The 14,759-nt window shown below is 64.6% G+C and carries 14 protein-coding genes, 1 tRNA gene and 1 pseudogene; 7 read left to right on the top strand and 9 right to left on the bottom strand.

Features of this window, described 5'->3' with window-relative positions; translation table 11 throughout:
- Positions 1-124 precede the first annotated feature (124 nt).
- A tRNA-Gly gene (locus RFM40_RS25305) sits at positions 125-198 on the bottom strand.
- 218 nt (positions 199-416) lie between these two features.
- On the opposite strand from RFM40_RS25305, the gene RFM40_RS25300 reads away from it, so the two are divergent.
- Complete coding sequence (locus RFM40_RS25300; RefSeq protein WP_126096252.1) at positions 417-680, top strand: DUF6460 domain-containing protein; 264 nt, start codon at positions 417-419, stop codon at positions 678-680.
- 10 nt (positions 681-690) lie between these two features.
- Here the strand turns inward: RFM40_RS25300 and RFM40_RS25295 are convergent, their stop codons facing one another.
- Positions 691-1,593 carry a histone deacetylase family protein gene (locus RFM40_RS25295; protein ID WP_320228714.1) on the bottom strand — a complete coding sequence of 301 codons (903 nt, stop codon included), beginning with the start codon at positions 1,591-1,593 and terminating at the stop codon, positions 691-693.
- Between the two features lie 205 nt (positions 1,594-1,798).
- Here RFM40_RS25295 and RFM40_RS25290 point away from each other — a divergent pair.
- Positions 1,799-3,050, top strand: a pseudogene (locus RFM40_RS25290) (MATE family efflux transporter).
- Positions 3,051-3,078: 28 nt separating this feature from the next.
- Here RFM40_RS25290 and RFM40_RS25285 read toward each other — a convergent pair.
- The 3 genes from RFM40_RS25285 to RFM40_RS25275 are packed head-to-tail and all read right to left on the bottom strand — an operon-like array spanning position 3,079 to position 5,490.
- Positions 3,079-4,164, bottom strand: a complete 1,086-nt coding sequence (locus RFM40_RS25285) for a PLP-dependent cysteine synthase family protein (RefSeq protein WP_320278537.1) — start codon at positions 4,162-4,164, stop codon at positions 3,079-3,081.
- On the bottom strand, positions 4,070-5,143 hold the full coding sequence (locus RFM40_RS25280) for a quinone-dependent dihydroorotate dehydrogenase (RefSeq protein WP_320278521.1): 1,074 nt from the start codon (positions 5,141-5,143) through the stop codon (positions 4,070-4,072). Before RFM40_RS25280 ends, RFM40_RS25285 begins: the two co-directional genes overlap by 95 nt.
- Entirely contained in the window at positions 5,140-5,490 is a 351-nt protein-coding gene (locus RFM40_RS25275; RefSeq protein ID WP_320278520.1) for a DUF952 domain-containing protein, read from the bottom strand. Before RFM40_RS25275 ends, RFM40_RS25280 begins: the two co-directional genes overlap by 4 nt.
- Before the next feature lie 171 nt (positions 5,491-5,661).
- Between RFM40_RS25275 and RFM40_RS25270 the strand changes: the two genes are divergently transcribed.
- On the top strand, positions 5,662-6,099 hold the full coding sequence (locus tag RFM40_RS25270) for a hypothetical protein (protein ID WP_320228709.1): 438 nt from the start codon (positions 5,662-5,664) through the stop codon (positions 6,097-6,099).
- Between the two features lie 135 nt (positions 6,100-6,234).
- Positions 6,235-6,894: a response regulator transcription factor gene (locus RFM40_RS25265; RefSeq protein ID WP_320228707.1), complete on the top strand. Its 660-nt coding sequence runs from the start codon at positions 6,235-6,237 to the stop codon at positions 6,892-6,894.
- Positions 6,895-6,957: 63 nt separating this feature from the next.
- Here RFM40_RS25265 and RFM40_RS25260 read toward each other — a convergent pair whose 3' ends face one another.
- Complete coding sequence (locus RFM40_RS25260; RefSeq protein ID WP_320228706.1) at positions 6,958-7,206, bottom strand: hypothetical protein; 249 nt, start codon at positions 7,204-7,206, stop codon at positions 6,958-6,960.
- 115 nt (positions 7,207-7,321) lie between these two features.
- Complete coding sequence (locus RFM40_RS25255) at positions 7,322-7,978, bottom strand: O-methyltransferase (protein ID WP_320278519.1); 657 nt, start codon at positions 7,976-7,978, stop codon at positions 7,322-7,324.
- Positions 7,979-8,072: 94 nt separating this feature from the next.
- Between RFM40_RS25255 and RFM40_RS25250 the strand changes: the two genes are divergently transcribed.
- Positions 8,073-8,708, top strand: a complete 636-nt coding sequence (locus RFM40_RS25250; protein ID WP_320228704.1) for a TetR/AcrR family transcriptional regulator — start codon at positions 8,073-8,075, stop codon at positions 8,706-8,708.
- A 25-nt stretch (positions 8,709-8,733) separates the two neighbouring features.
- Here the strand turns inward: RFM40_RS25250 and RFM40_RS25245 are convergent, their stop codons facing one another.
- Positions 8,734-12,219, bottom strand: coding sequence for a PAS domain-containing hybrid sensor histidine kinase/response regulator (locus tag RFM40_RS25245; protein WP_320278518.1), 3,486 nt, complete (start codon positions 12,217-12,219; stop codon positions 8,734-8,736).
- A gap of 236 nt (positions 12,220-12,455) precedes the next feature.
- Between RFM40_RS25245 and mscL the strand changes: the two genes are divergently transcribed.
- Both mscL and RFM40_RS25235 read left to right on the top strand, forming a co-directional pair.
- Positions 12,456-12,875, top strand: coding sequence for a large conductance mechanosensitive channel protein MscL (gene mscL, locus RFM40_RS25240; RefSeq protein ID WP_320228702.1), 420 nt, complete (start codon positions 12,456-12,458; stop codon positions 12,873-12,875).
- A 111-nt stretch (positions 12,876-12,986) separates the two neighbouring features.
- Positions 12,987-14,153 carry a pyridoxal phosphate-dependent aminotransferase gene (locus tag RFM40_RS25235; protein ID WP_320228701.1) on the top strand — a complete coding sequence of 389 codons (1,167 nt, stop codon included), beginning with the start codon at positions 12,987-12,989 and terminating at the stop codon, positions 14,151-14,153.
- A gap of 155 nt (positions 14,154-14,308) precedes the next feature.
- On the opposite strand, the gene RFM40_RS25230 is transcribed toward RFM40_RS25235, so the two are convergent.
- The coding region (locus RFM40_RS25230; protein ID WP_320278517.1) for an aminotransferase class I/II-fold pyridoxal phosphate-dependent enzyme at positions 14,309-14,759 on the bottom strand (451 nt) is incomplete at its 5' end.

The following is a 14,759-nucleotide window of genomic DNA, read 5'->3' as shown; positions in this document are numbered from 1 at the left end:
AAGTTCCCAATGCAACTCCACGCCGCAGTCCCGGCAACCGACCGGGAATCGGTCGCGTAAACCCAGGTATAAAACTGCGCATTTGGCCGCTGGTGAAGTCTGGCTCAAACCCTGCATGGCAAGGTGGAGCGGGTAGCGGGAATCGAACCCGCGCGTTCAGCTTGGGAAGCTGACAAGCTACCATTACATCATACCCGCGCAGCAGCCTCGTTACCATGATGGCGGGGTCTCAAGCAATCGGCTCTTGTAGCGAGACCCGGATATGTTTCGATGCCTGCGCCACCTGGCCGACAGTACGCTTTCCTCGACGCGGCGCGGCGGCCCGCACACAGTTGCACTGCTTGATGCTGGTCGACCGAATGCGTATTTCTGGGGCCATGCTGCCGAATCGGGGCAGCTCGAACCGGAGAACGGTCTTGTCCGCACTGACACGCTTTCTCGGCGATACGCCACTCAGGGTGCTCGTGAAGCTGCTGGTGGTTTCCTTCCTCGTCGGCCTCGTCATGCACGCCTTCGGCTGGAGCCCGATGGACGTGCTCTATGGCATCCGCCAGTTTTTCATCGATTTGTGGAATCTCGGCTTCCACGCCGTCGACCGCTTCCTGGGCTATATCCTGCTCGGCGCGGCGATCGTCGTCCCGGCCTTCATCCTGCTCAGGATTGCCAGTTACAGGAAGTAGCCTCGACGCGTCACGCACAGCGGGCTGCCGCCTCGAACAGGATGGCGTGGCGTGCGGCAAGCGCCGGCACGTCGGTCGAATAGCCGCCGCCGATGACGCCGCACAGCGGAATGCCGGCTGTGCGGAAATGATTGATCACCATCTCGTCGCGGGCGCGCAGGCCGTTATCGGAGAGCGCCAGCCGGCCAAGTCGGTCCTCGGCATGGACGTCCACGCCGGCATTGTAGAAGACGATGTCCCAGCGCCGTCTTGTGGAGAGCTCCGGCAGAATGGCGCGGAGTCGGTCGAGATAGGCGGCATCGCCGGTGCCGTCGGGCAAGGCGATATCGAGATCGGAGGCGATCTTGCGCGCCGGGTAATTGCGATCGCCATGCATGGAGAAGGTGAAGGCGCGAGGTTCATCCTTCAGGATGTCCGCCGTGCCGTCGCCCTGATGCACGTCGAGATCGACGACCAGGACGTTTTCGACGGCACGCTCCGCAAGCAGCGCCAGCGAGGCGACCGCCACATCGTTGAAGGTGCAGAAGCCGGCGCCCTGCGCGCGCCGGGCATGATGGCTGCCGCCGGCGGCGTTGCAGGCAATGCCGTGTTTCAGCGCCAGCCGCGCCGCCAGCACCGTGCCCGCGGTGGCAAGCTGCGCCCTCAGCGACACGCGCCGGCCGACCGGGAAGCCGATCTCGCGCTCTATTCTTTCGGGCACTTCGCATGCGAGCACCTGGTCGACATAGTCGGCCGCATGCGCGAGTTTTAGCCACTTCGCCGGCGCTGGTTCCGGCATCGAAAGCGCTTCCGGTATGGCCAGCCCGCGGGCGCGCAAGGCCTCCATCAGCAGCGGATATTTGCTCATTGGAAAGCGATGGTTGACGGCAAAACCGGCGTCATAGTCGGGGTGGTGGACGATCTGCAAAGGCATGATGGGGGCGGCCTGCGCCAGTCTTTCTGCACCAGTCTGGGAATTCGGTTGGCCGCCACTGGATGGCGATTGCGCGGCAGCGGCAAACTGGGGCACATCGGCGGTTCGATCAAGCAGCAAGGCAGCAGTCCCTTTGGATGCGACCCGGGCCAACGTCAGATCCTTCATCGTCACCAATCGCTCGGTGCTGGCGATCGCGGTGCCGATGACGCTTGCCTATCTGACGACGCCGCTGCTCGGCATCGTCGACACGGCGGTGGTCGGCCAGTTCGGCGACGCCGCCTTGCTCGGCGGCCTGGCCGCGGGCGCGCTGGTGTTCGACGTCGTCTTCACCACCTTCAACTTCCTGCGTTCCGGCACCACCGGCCTCGTCGCCCAGGCTTTCGGGCGCGGCGATCCGCTGGAGGAACAGGCCGTTCCGTGGCGCGCCGTGCTGATCGCGGTCGTCGCCGGCGTGGTGCTTGCAGCACTTGCGCCGCTCTTTGCCGGCCAGTGGTTCATGGGCGCCGAGCCGCGCGTCAGCGCGGCGATGTCGGTCTATATCGGCATCAGGCTGCTTGCCGCGCCCTTCTCGCTCGTCAACTACGCCATATTGGGCTATGTGCTGGGGCGCGGCGAGGGCGGGCTCGGCTGATGCTGCAGGCCGTGCTCAACGGCATCAACATCGCGCTCTGTTTCCTGCTCGGCCTCAAGCTTGGCTGGGGCGTCGCCGGCGTCGCCTGGGCGACCGTCACCGGCGAATTCCTGGCGATGCTGCTCGGCCTTGCCATCGTGCTCAGCCGCTTCCGCAAGCTGAAGCGGCCGTCGCGCGGGCGTATCCTCGACTTGCCGGCCTACCGTCGCATGCTGTCGCTCAACCGCGACATCATGATCCGCTCCTTCTCGCTGCTTGCGGCCTTCGCGCTGTTCACCCGGCAGGGCGCGCAGTTCGGCACGGTGACGCTCGCCGCCAACGCCGTGCTGATGAACTTCTTCCTGATCGCCGGCTATTTCCTCGACGGCATCGCCACCGCCGCCGAGCAACTGGCCGGCCGCGCCATCGGCGCGCATGCGGCGACACCATTCCGGCAGGCCGTGCGGCTGACGCTGATGTGGGTTTCGGCCTCGCCGGCGTTGCGACCCTGGTGCTGCTGACGGCGGGCGCCAATCTGGTGGCGCTGGTGACGACCTCGGCGGATGTGCGCCAGGCCGCCGACACCTATCTGCCCTGGGCCGCCTTCACGGCGCTGAGCGGCGTGCTCGCCTTCCAGATGGACGGCGTCTTCATCGGCGCCACCTGGTCGCGCGACATGCGCAACATGATGCTCTTGTCTTTCCTGGCCTTTTCCGCCGCGCTCATCACGCTGGCGCCGGCCTTCGGCAACAACGGCCTTTGGGCGTCGTTGCATGTCTTCCTGTTGGTGCGAGGAGTGAGTTTGGTTGCGGTGCTAAGGCTCAGGGTACGCACGGCATTTTAGTGCCGGATGCGTGCGTCTGAGGCGTTTCTTAGCTCCAGAGATCGGTCGAGAGGTACTTCAGCCCGGAGTCGCAAATCACGACAGCGATTGTCTTGCCTGATTGATCGCCGCGCAGGAGGCTCAGCGCGGCGGCCACATTCGCTCCGAAGGAGAAGCCGCCGAAGATGCCTTCGCTGCGCGCGAGCAGGCGCGTGGCCTGGCGTGCCTCATCGCCGGAAACCTGAAGATAGCCATCGACCGGGACGTTGTTCAGGAACGCCAGTTCCGGCATGGCATAGCCGCCGCCTTGAATGGGATGTTCGGATTGGGTGATGGGTTCTCCAGCGATGGCGGCGGCGCCATTGGGCTCGACGATGAAGCACTTGATCAGGGGATCGCGTTCCTTGAGCGCCCTCGCTACCCCCGCATAGGTTCCGCCCGAGCCGACGAAGTCGACGAATGCGTCGACTGCGCCATGGCTGGCGTCCCAGATTTCCGGTCCGGTCCCGTGATAATGCGCAAGCCAGTTCCCGTCGCGGTGGAACTGATCGCCGCGAAATGCGCCTCGTTCCGCCGTCACCGCCCTGGCGGTCTGCTCGACAAGCGCCAGATCGCCACCCGATACCTGCCCCGGCACCGACCCCGGCAGTTGGTCCACGAGAATCACTTCCGCGCCGAGCGCCGTCATCATTCGCGCGCGCTCTTCAGAGTTGCCCTTCGACATCACCGCGACGAAAGGGTAGCCCCTGACCGCACAGACGATCGCGAGGCCCGTGCCCATGTTTCCGGAGGTAAGCTCGACCACCGTTTGCCCCGGTTTGATGGCACCGGATCGTTCGGCTTCCTCGATTATTCCAAGCGCCGCGCGATCCTTCTTGGAAAAGCCCGGGTTGAGATATTCCAGCTTGGCGAGGATTTGCCCTTGACGCCCGCCTGCGCCGTCAGCCTTCCGAGCCGGACCAATGGAGTTCCGCCGATCGAATCTACGACGGAGTTCAGAACCTCGGCCATTGTCTGCCTTCCCGGTTTCGTGGGGCTCCTCAGAGTCGTTTATGCCAGTTTGCGCAGGCGGTGTCGCGGAGCTCTCCGATGGATTTGAGCCGTTCCCGATCCGCGAACCGCGCCATGCCGGCAACGATGCGCCCAGGCAGCGCCGGACCTGCATAGATCAACCCGGTGTAGAGCTGGACCAAGTCCGCGCCGGCGCGGATCTTCTCCAGCGCGGTTTCCGCCGAGTCGACGCCGCCGACACCGATGATCGCCATTTCCGGGCCTACCAGCTTGCGCATTTTCGCCAGCACCGCGGTCGAGCGCTCGAACAGCGGCTTGCCCGACAGTCCGCCGGTTTCGCCCGCCAGGCTTGCGCTGCGCAACCCGGCCCGCGACAGCGTCGTGTTGGAAACGATGATGCCGTCGATCTTTTTCTCGGCGACCTCGGCGGCGATGTCTTCCAGCTCGGCCTCGACAAGATCCGGCGCGATCTTGAGGAAGACCGGCGGCTGCGCCGACGCTTTCACGCGCGCCGCCATCACGCGCGACAACAGCTCGCCGAGCTGCTCGCGCGCCTGCATGTTGCGCAGACCGGGCGTGTTGGGCGAGGAGATATTGACGGTGAGATAGCTGGCATGAGGCGCGAAGCGGGTCACGCCGCGCTCATAGTCGCCGATGCGGTCGGCGCTGTCCTTGTTGGCGCCGATGTTGACGCCGACGATGCCACGGCGTCCCTTGCGCGCCGCGAGACGCTTTTCGGCGGCTGCGTGCCCTTCATTGTTGAAGCCGAGCCGATTGATCACGGCTTCGTCCGCGGTCAGCCGGAATATGCGCGGCTTCGGGTTGCCCGGCTGCGGCAGCGGCGTGATCGTGCCGACCTCGGCGAAGCCGAAGCCGAGCTTGAGCAGCGCATCCGGCACTTCGGCATTCTTGTCGTAGCCGGCCGCCATGCCGAGCGGGTTCGGGAAATCGAGCCCGCAAAGGCTGACCTTCAGCTGAGCGTCCTGCGGTGGAGGCGAGGCGACCGGCAGGCCGCAGCGCAGCGCCGCGATCGACATGCCATGCGCGGTTTCCGGATCGAATGAGAAAAGCAGTTTCTGGCCGATCCGGTCGAGCACGCTCATTCGCCCTCCAGTTTCGGAAATCGATGCGAGCCGTCCGCGCCGAGCGGCAGCGGCCAGACCGAAACGACTGCATCGAGATCGAGCGCAGCATAGAGATGCGGGAACAAGGCGCCGCCGCGCGAGACTTCGTATTTCAGCGCATCGCCCAGCTTTGCTTGGTCGATCGCGATCAGAAGCAGATCCGTCTGCCCGGCGAAATGCCTGGCCGCGGACTCGCGCACTTGGCTCCCGGTGGAGAAATGGATGAAGCCGTCGGCAATGTCGATCGGCGCTCCGGCGAAGCGGCCGTTGCGCTCCGCTTCACGCCACATGGCTTCAGGCGCGATCTTGTAGATAATCTGAGACATTGTCGCGCTATAGTCCGAACGAACCATGGGGGAAAGGGGGCAAGCAGGTTCCGGAAAAGTGTCACGCGGTTTTCCTGTAAGAACCTGCTGCAGGACCAAACCGCACTCGTCCCCATTTCAGGCGCAAACCTGTGATATTCTTGGCTCAACGGCTCATGGAGGATAAACAACATGCGTCTGCAGCACATGCTGATCCCGGCGGCGCTTTGCTCGCTGGTCGCCGCATCGGCCTATTCACAGGAGACCGACCGCTACCGGCTGGAAAAGTCCGGCAACGGTTATGTCCGTATGGACACCCAGACCGGCGCCATGTCGATCTGCGAGGAACGCTCCGGCCAGTTGGTCTGCAAGATGGCGGCCGACGAGCGCGCCGCCTTCCAGGAAGAAATCGACCGGCTGCAGAGCTCGGTCAAGGCGCTGGACGAGCGCGTCGCCAAGCTCGAGAATACGCCGTCCGCCCGGCTCGAGTCCAACCTGCCCAGTGAGGAGGACTTCAACAAGACGATGAGCTACATGGAGCGCTTCTTCCGCAGCTTCATGGACATCGTCAAGGACATGGACAAGGAAGAAGGCGACGGCGGCGCGAAGCCCAGCCCGCAAAAGACCTGAGCTCTCAAAAATTGAACCGCTCTGGGGAAAAACCCGCGCGCGGTCTTTGCCGCTTGAAAACAGGCCGCGCCGCCGCATAATCATTCCGATCCCGCAAGAAGCACATAATCAGCGATGGGATCCGGGGAGGAATATTTGCCGTCGGGCCACACCTTCGTCATTGCCGACGACCATCCGCTGTTTCGGGGCGCGCTGAAGGAGGCGCTTGCCGGCATCGGCGAGGTCGCCGCCATTCACGAGGCCGGCGATTTCGAAAGTGCCAAGGCGCTGGTCCTTGCCAATGAGGACGTCGACATGGTGCTGCTCGACCTCTCGATGCCGGGTGCCAGCGGCCTGTCCGGCCTGATCTCGTTGCGTGGCATCCATTCCTCGGTGCCGCTGGTGGTGGTTTCGGCGCACGATGATCCAATCACCATCCGCCGCGCGCTCGATCTCGGCGCTTCCGGCTTCATCTCCAAATCGGCAAGCATGGAGGAGATACGCAGCGCCGTGCAGGCCGTGCTTGCCGGCGATATTGCGGCACCAGCCGGCATCGAGCTCGGCGTCGAGCGCGACCCGGAAATCTCGGACCTGATCAAGCGGCTGCAGGCGCTGACGCCGCAGCAGACGCGGGTGCTCGGCATGCTGGCCGAAGGCCTGCTCAACAAGCAGATCGCCTATGAGCTCGGTGTCTCCGAGGCCACAATCAAGGCGCATGTCTCGGCCATCCTGCAGAAGCTCGGCGTCGACAGCCGCACCCAGGCGGTCATCCAGCTTTCCAAGATCGGCGGCGACCCGCTGCAGCCGGTCGCCTGACCGCGCGCCGGTGCCGCGGCCCCGGTTCCGCCGTTCGCAGGTCGCATGAAAGGCTATAACAGGTCAGCGATAGTTTTCGACCGGACTTGCCTCCAGCACGGTATTGTCCTCGGGCGAACCTGAAGGGCGTTGCGTTCTTCCGATTGCGGCTCCAAGACCGAGGGTCACCAGCGAAATGCCGGCGACCCAGGGGAGCAAATGCGGGGCGAGCGCATAAAGCGCGGTTCCGATTGCGAAACCTGCAGAGAAGAGCAGGAGCAAGCCGAGCAGCGCCGGGCGCGGCAACCCGCGCCAGGAGGATGGGATGATCATGATGTCACCTGCGCGTCAGGGGCCCGAAGGCCCGGGATTGCGCGTTGGCTGACGTTAACGCCTACGGCCGCTCGACGAACAGCATGAGTTCTTGGTTTGCATGTGGCGGGCTTGCTCAGCCGAGCCGCATCGACAGTTCCACGTCGTCGCCGAACGGCGTCGACATGTAGCCGCCTGCCGGCGAGCGCACCCGCTCCAGATATTCCGGAGAGAAGTCGGCATTGTCGGCGATGACCAGCGCGCCGGGCCTGAGCCGGCTCTCGACCAGGCTGAGGATTTCCGGATAGAGCGCCTTGGCGCCGTCGAGCAGCAGAAGGTCTATTCGGTCGGGCAGGTCTTTGCTCAGCGTCGCCAGCGCGTCGCCTTCGCGGATCTCGACCAGGTCGAGAAGGCCGCCGTCGGCGAGATTGGCCTTGGCGCGCACCACCTTGGATGGCTCGAACTCCGTCGTGATCAGGCGGCCGCCGCCATTGTCCCTGAGCGCCGCGGCAAGGTAGAGCGTCGAGATGCCGAACGAGGTGCCGAACTCGACGATGATGCGCGCACCGGTGCTGCGCGCCAGCATGTAGAGCAATGTGCCGGTCTCCGGCGAAACCGCGAGCCAGAGGTCCTTCAGGCTGCCGTAGAAATCGAGATATTCGGTCTTGCTGCCGAGCAGGCGCGCCCGTTCCTCACTCGAGTACCGGGCCAGCGCCGGGCTGGTCGCCGCGGCGGCTTCCTTGAACAGGCGGGTGAGCAGGGGCGCGAGCGGGGTTGCGGTCAGAGTGGTCATGGCTGTCTCCAGTCGGGAACAAATGCGTTCTTGTGTCGTCTCGAAAAATACGAATAATCCTTCAGGTTTCCAATTCGCATTCCCGAGCGCCGCCATGATCCAACGCCCAAGCCCTTCAATTTCCACCCGAAAACAGCCCAAACAGACCCGCGCGACAGAGCTTGTCGCGGCGATTTTGCAGGCAGCTACTCAGGTTTTGGCGAGCGAGGGCGCGCAGCGTTTCACCACCACGCGCGTGGCCGAGAAGGCCGGCGTCAGCGTCGGCTCGCTCTATCAATATTTCCCCAACAAGGCGGCACTTCTGTTCCGGCTGCAGAGCGACGAATGGCGGCAGACGACGGACCTCTTGTGCGGCATCCTCGAGGACGTCGAGATGCCGCCGCTCGAACGGGTACGCACCCTGGTGCACGCCTTCATCCGCTCCGAATGCGAAGAGGCCGCGGTGCGTGTCGCGCTGAACGACGCAGCACCCCTCTACAGGGACGCGCCCGAGGCACGGGAGGCAAAGGCTTCGGCGGAGCGCACGGCCGAGGCATTCATGCTCGAGGTGTTGCCAGAGGCCTCGCAAGCCGCTCGCGCCATGGCTGGCGAGCTCATCATGACGACGCTCAGCACAGTCGGGCAGGATTTTTCGGCGAGCCCGCGAACATCGGCCGAGATCGAAGCCTATGCCGACGCGCTCGCCGACATGTTCTGCGCCTATCTCAGAAGCCTCGGGCATCAGGGCTGAGGCAAACGGCGTGGCCGGCCTGGCCCTATTCCGCGGCCAGCGCCAGCGCCCTGACGCGCGCCATCATCGAGCGCAGTACGGCCGGCTTCAGCGGCTTGTTGACCACCGGAATATCGAGCTTGCCTGCAGCGGTGCGCACCTCGCTGGAACGGTCGGCGGTGACCAATACGCAAGGCAGGTCCTGGCCGTAAGCGGCGCGCAGCCTGTGAATCGCGTCGAGCCCGGTGCTGCCGTCGAGATGGTAGTCGGCAAGCACGACATCCGGCCTTACCGCGCCGGGCCGCATAAGGTCTCCCGCTCCCGAAGCCGTCTCGACGCTGCAGCCCCAGCCTTCGAGCAGCAGCCGCATGCCGTCGAGGATGCGAGCGTCATTGTCGATGCAGAGCACATTGAGCCCGGCAAGCGAGGATGCCGCGCGCGCTGGCGTTTTGCCAACCTCACGCGGCGGCGTCGCGACCGCCGCGACCGGCAGGATGACGGAAAAGCGCGTGCCCTTGGCCGGATTGGAGTAGATGCGGATTTCGAGCCTGAGCACCCTTGCGATGCGGTCGACGATGGAGAGGCCGAGACCGAGGCCTTCCGCCTCGCGCGCGCCTTCGTCCAGCCGGGTGAATTCGTGGAAGACAGTGTTCAGCTTGTCGCCGGCAATGCCGATGCCGGTATCGATCACCTGGATTTCCGCCAGCTCGCCGCGCCTTCTGACGCCGACCAGGATGCGGCCCTCGCGCGTGTATTTGATGGCGTTGGAAACGAGGTTCTGGATCAGCCGGCGCAACAGGTTGCGATCGGTCATGACCCCGAGCGACGACGGCATGATTTTCAGACCGAGCCTCTTTTCGGCGGCAAGCGGGCGAAAATCGTTGCCGATCTGGCTGAGCAACCCGCCGAGGCTGAAGGCGGTGTCCTCGGGCTTCAACGCCCCGGCGTCGAGCCGCGAGATGTCGAGCACCGCGCCGAGGATGGTCTCGACCGATTCCAGCGAGGATTCGATGTTGATGGCAGCCTTGCCGGCCGGTCCCTTGCCGGCCTTCTCGATCAGCGAGGAGCAGTAGAGCCTGGCGGCGTTCAGCGGCTGCAGGATGTCGTGGCCGGCGGCGGCGAGGAAGCGCGTCTTGCTGAGATTGGCTTCCTCGGCCAGCATCTGCGCCTGCGCCAGTTCCTCGTTGACGCGGGTCAGTTCGATGGTGCGGGTCCTGACCCGCTGCTCCAGCGATTCGTTCGCCCGCTTCAGCGCCAGGTCCTGCTCGACGCGGCCGGAAATGTCGGCATAGGTGGCGACGATGCCGCCGTCCGGCATCGGGTTGGAGCGCAGCTCCAGGATCCGGCCGCTGGTCTTGAGCTCCATCTGCCAGGGGCTGACGAAGCTGGTCAGCCGGTTGAGCATCGTCACCCGCTGGTCGGCGGGAATGTCGCCGCGCTCGGCAAGGTGGCGCAGAATCTGGTCGAGCGAGACGCCGACTTGGCCCATCTCGTCCGGCAGGTCGAACAGCGCCCGGTACTGTCGGTTCCAGCAGATCAGCCGGAAGTCGCGGTCGAAGACGGTAATGCCCTGCTCCATCTGGTCGAGCGCGATCTGCAACAGGTCGCGATTGTGCTGCAGCGCCTCGGTGGCGTCGTCGAGCAGCCGGAAGGCATCCTTGGAGTCGCGATCGTTGCGGCGGAACAGCAGCGATAGGATCAGCCGCGCCGAGGACGAGCCGACGGCGCTCGCCAGCAGTTGTTCCGAGAAGCGGATGACGTCCATGCTGGCCTGTTCCTTGCCATGCAGGGAGACGCTCGCGTTCTTCTCGAAGGATTGGAAGGAACGCTCGGTGCGCTCGACGCCGAGATAGCGGGAGATCGTGTCCTTGAGATCATTGACGGTGACGGCGGTGCGGAAGCGGCGCAGGCTCGGCATCGGGCTGGCTTCGCGCGGCACGAAGATCGCCGCCTGGATGCGCTCCAATGGCACGGACGCGCGGGACAGCGATCCCAGCACGAAGAACAGCGCGTTGATCGACAGGCTCCACAGCACACCGTGGTTCAGCGGCTCACCCACGGTGCCGAACAGTGCCTGCGGTCGGAGCGCCTCGAAGCCGAACAGGCCGTAGACGACGATATCGGTCTCTGGAGCCACGAGCGAGGGGAGCAGCAGTGTATAGCCCCACACCAGAATGCCGGCGACCATGCCGAGCGCCGCACCCCGGCCATTGGCGCCGCGCCAGATCAGCCCGCCGATCAGCGCCGGCGCGAATTGGGCGATCGCGGCAAACGACATCAACCCGATCGAGGACAGCCGCGCGCTGTTGGTGCTCTCGCGATAGTAGAGGAAGGCGATGAACAGCATGATGAAGATCGAGGCGCGGCGCACGTTGAGGATCAGCGTCGACCAGTCCTCGTTCTGCGAAGAGGTGGTCTTGAGCAATCGGCGTACGAAGAGCGGGATGACGAGGTCGTTGGAGATCATGATCGACAGCGCGACGCTCTCGACGATGACCATGGCCGTTGCCGCCGACAGGCCGCCGATGAAAGCGGTCATGGCCAGTACGTCATGGCCGCTGAACAGTGGCAGCGACAGCACATAGAGGTCGCTGCTGGTCCTGGCGCCGACCAGCGACAGGCCGGCAAAGGCGATCGGCAGCACGAACAGGTTGATCGCCACCAGGTAGAGCGGGAACACCCAGGTCGCGGTGCGCAGCTCGGCCTCGCTGCGGTTCTCGACGATGGTGACGTAGAACTGGCGCGGCAGCATCAGGATGGCAAAGCCGCTCAAGCTCGTCAGCACCAGCCAGGTGGCCAAAGAGGTGTTGTAGCCCATGGCCTGGCGCACCTCGGCATTTGCGGCGAGCGTCGCCAGCATGTCGCCGGGGCCGCCGAAGATCAGGAAGGTCACCATCAGGCCGATGGCGAGGAAAGCGGCGAGCTTGACCACGGTCTCCGCGGCCACCGCCAGCACCAACCCGTCCTGATGCTCGGTGGCGTCGGCATGGCGCGTGCCGAAGAGAACGGCAAACAATGCAAGCAGCATTGCCACCACCAACGAGATGTCGCTGACGAACGGATCGAAGGAAGGCGGCGAGCCGGTATAGTGCTCGATCATCAGGCTGACCGAGCCAGAGATCGCTTTCAGCTGCAGTGCCATATAGGGCACGGCGCCGATCGTCGCGATCAGCGTCGCGATCGCCGCGACGATGAAGCTCTTGCCGTAGCGGGCGCCGAGGAAATCGGCGATCGAGGTGATCTTCTCGCCCTTGGCTAACTTTACGATGCGGTTGAGCAGCGGGAAGCCGAACACGAAGACCAGCACCGGGCCGGTATAGATGCCGAGGAATTCGAGGCCGCGCTCAGACGAAAGGCCGACCGAGCCGAAGAAGGTCCAGGAGGTGCAGTAGATGGCGAGGCTCAGCGCATAGATGAAGGGCCGCGCGCGGCCGAGCCCGGCTGCCACCGAGCGCCGGTCGCCGATGCTCGCAATGGCGAAAAGCAGCGTCACATAGGCGATCGCAATGATGACGACGAACCAGCCTTGCACGGTTCGAACTTCCTCCCTGACCGGTTCCTCGCCCGGTCATTAAGACGCAACCACAGCTTGGAGCCCAAGTCCATCGCGGCTTTCGGCGCATATGTGGCTGATGACGCAGCCTAAGACAAACCGGTGGCTTCGCCCTTTTTCCGGTTTTGCAACTGGGGGTTTTTGCTATTGTGGTTTCGGGTCGGCGCCGGAGGGCAGGGAGGCGGCTCGCGGCCTGTCGCGGCAAGGAGGGCCGAATGCTGAAAGAATTCCAGGAATTCATTTCCAAGGGCAATGTTATGGACTTGGCCGTCGGCGTCATCATCGGCGCCGCCTTCGGCAAGATCGTCGATTCGCTGGTCAACGACATCATCATGCCGATCGTCGGCGCGATCTTCGGCGGGCTGGACTTCAACAACTATTTCTTTGGACTGTCCTCGAACGTCCATTCAGCCGCGCTGGCCGACGCCAAGAAAGAGGGGGCGGTCTTTGCTTATGGCAGCTTCATCACCGTCGTGCTGAACTTCCTGATCCTTGCCTTCATCATCTTCCTGATGGTCAAGGCGGTGAACAATCTGCGCAAGCGGCTGGAGCGCGAGAAGCCTGCTGCCGCTGCCGCGCCGCCGGCGGACGTCCAGCTTCTGACCGAAATCCGCGACCTGCTCGCCAGGAAGTAATATCAAGACAGACACGCTGGACCAAAACCCCGGCCGCTCGCGGCCGGGGTTTTCTGTTTGCGGCTCTCGTAAAAGACGTTAGCAGTCATGGAAAACCGGACGGATTCTTGCATGACCCTGATCCAGACCTTGCGCACCGAGGCCCGCGCCGCACCCGAAAGCGGCATTGTCGCCGTCGTCAACCACGGCCGCCTGCGTGAAGGCCTGATCCCGCTTTGGGCCGGCGAGGGTGACCTGCCGACGCCTTCCTTCATCAGCGACGCCGCCGCCCGCGGGCTCGCCAACGGCGAGACCTTCTACACCTGGCAGAAGGGCGTTCCAGAGCTCAGGCAGGCGCTCGCCCGCTATTACGCCAGGCATTTCGGCAAGCACGTCGCCGAGGAGGAGTTCATCGTCACCGCTTCCGGCATGCATGCCATCCAACTGGCCATCGACGCGATCGCAGGCAGCGGCGACGAGGTGATCTATCTGTCGCCGGCCTGGCCGAATTTCGCTGCCGCCGCCGGTGTCGCCGGCGCCGTCCCGGTTGCGGTCACGCTCGACCAGTCCGGCAATGGCTGGTCCTGCGATGTAGAAAAGATCGCCTCCGCCATCACCCCGCGCACGAAAGCGCTGTTCATCAATACCCCGTCGAACCCGACCGGCTGGACCGCCGACGAGGAGACTCTTCTAGCGATCCTCGATCTGGCCCGCGCCCGCAATCTCTGGATCATTGCCGACGAAATCTATGCGCTGTTCCACTATGGCCACGGCCGCGCGCCGTCCTTCCTTGACGTCGCCACGGCCGAAGACCGCATCCTGTTCGTCAACAGTTTCTCCAAGAACTGGGCGATGACCGGCTGGCGCGTCGGCTGGATCAAGACGCATCCCGCCTTGCAGCAGGTGTTCGAGAACCTGATCCAGTATTCGACCTCGGGCGTCGCGCAGTTCATGCAGCGCGGCGCGGTTGCCGCCCTCGACGAGGGCGACGGCTTCATCGAGAGCCAAGTCGAGCGTGCACGCGCGGCGCGCGACCTCGTCTGCGATATCCTGGGTGCGACCGGCAAGGCGCGCTTCACCGTACCGCAAGGCGCGTTCTACCTGTTCTTCACCGTCGACGGCATCACCGATTCCCGCGCCGCCGCCTTCGACATCGTCGACAATGCCAATGTCGGCCTTGCGCCCGGCACGGCCTTCGGCCCCGGCGGCGAGGCCTTCCTCAGGCTATGCTTCCACCGCCGCCTCGATCAGCTCGAGGAAGCGGCGCATCGCCTGGCGAAATGGATGAAGACGATCTAGTTACACCGACGATGAAGCCCGAATTGAAACTCGCTCTGGCGAGTCAGCCGGTGCAGCTTTCGAGATCCGGAGCGCAGCGGACATTCAGGTCCGTGAGCACCGGAAGCACAGAAAACCGGGTCAGATGGCCGCCGGAGTAGAGTTTCAAACGGGCTTCAGCCGCCTGACTTCGGCACCAGCAGCGGAATGATCCGGTCGCTCTTGGCGACCGCAGGTCGGCCGGAGGTGGCATAGGGGATGCCGAGCGCATCCCAGGTCTCGACCAGCGCGTCCTGCAGTTCGGCGATCAGCGCGTCGGAATGGAACGGCGTCGGCGTGATGCGCAGCCGCTCGGTGCCGCGCGGCACCGTCGGATAGTTGATCGGCTGGATGTAAATGCCGTGGACGCCGAGCAGGCGGTCGCTGGCCATCTTGCAGAGTTCCGGATCGCCGACCAGCACCGGCACGATATGGGTGGCCGATTCCATCACCGGCAGGCCGGCCGCGGCAAGCACCTGCTTGGTGCGTGACGCCTGGCGCTGCTGCGCGTCGCGCTCGGCCTGCGAGCGCTTCAGATGCCTGATCGAGGTGGTGGCGGCGGCCGCGATCGCCGGCGGCAGCGCGGTG

It is taken from the genome of Mesorhizobium captivum (assembly GCF_033977165.1).
GTDB classification, from domain to species: Bacteria; Pseudomonadota; Alphaproteobacteria; order Rhizobiales; family Rhizobiaceae; genus Mesorhizobium; species Mesorhizobium captivum.
This window is presented reverse-complemented; position numbering and strand designations above follow the sequence as displayed.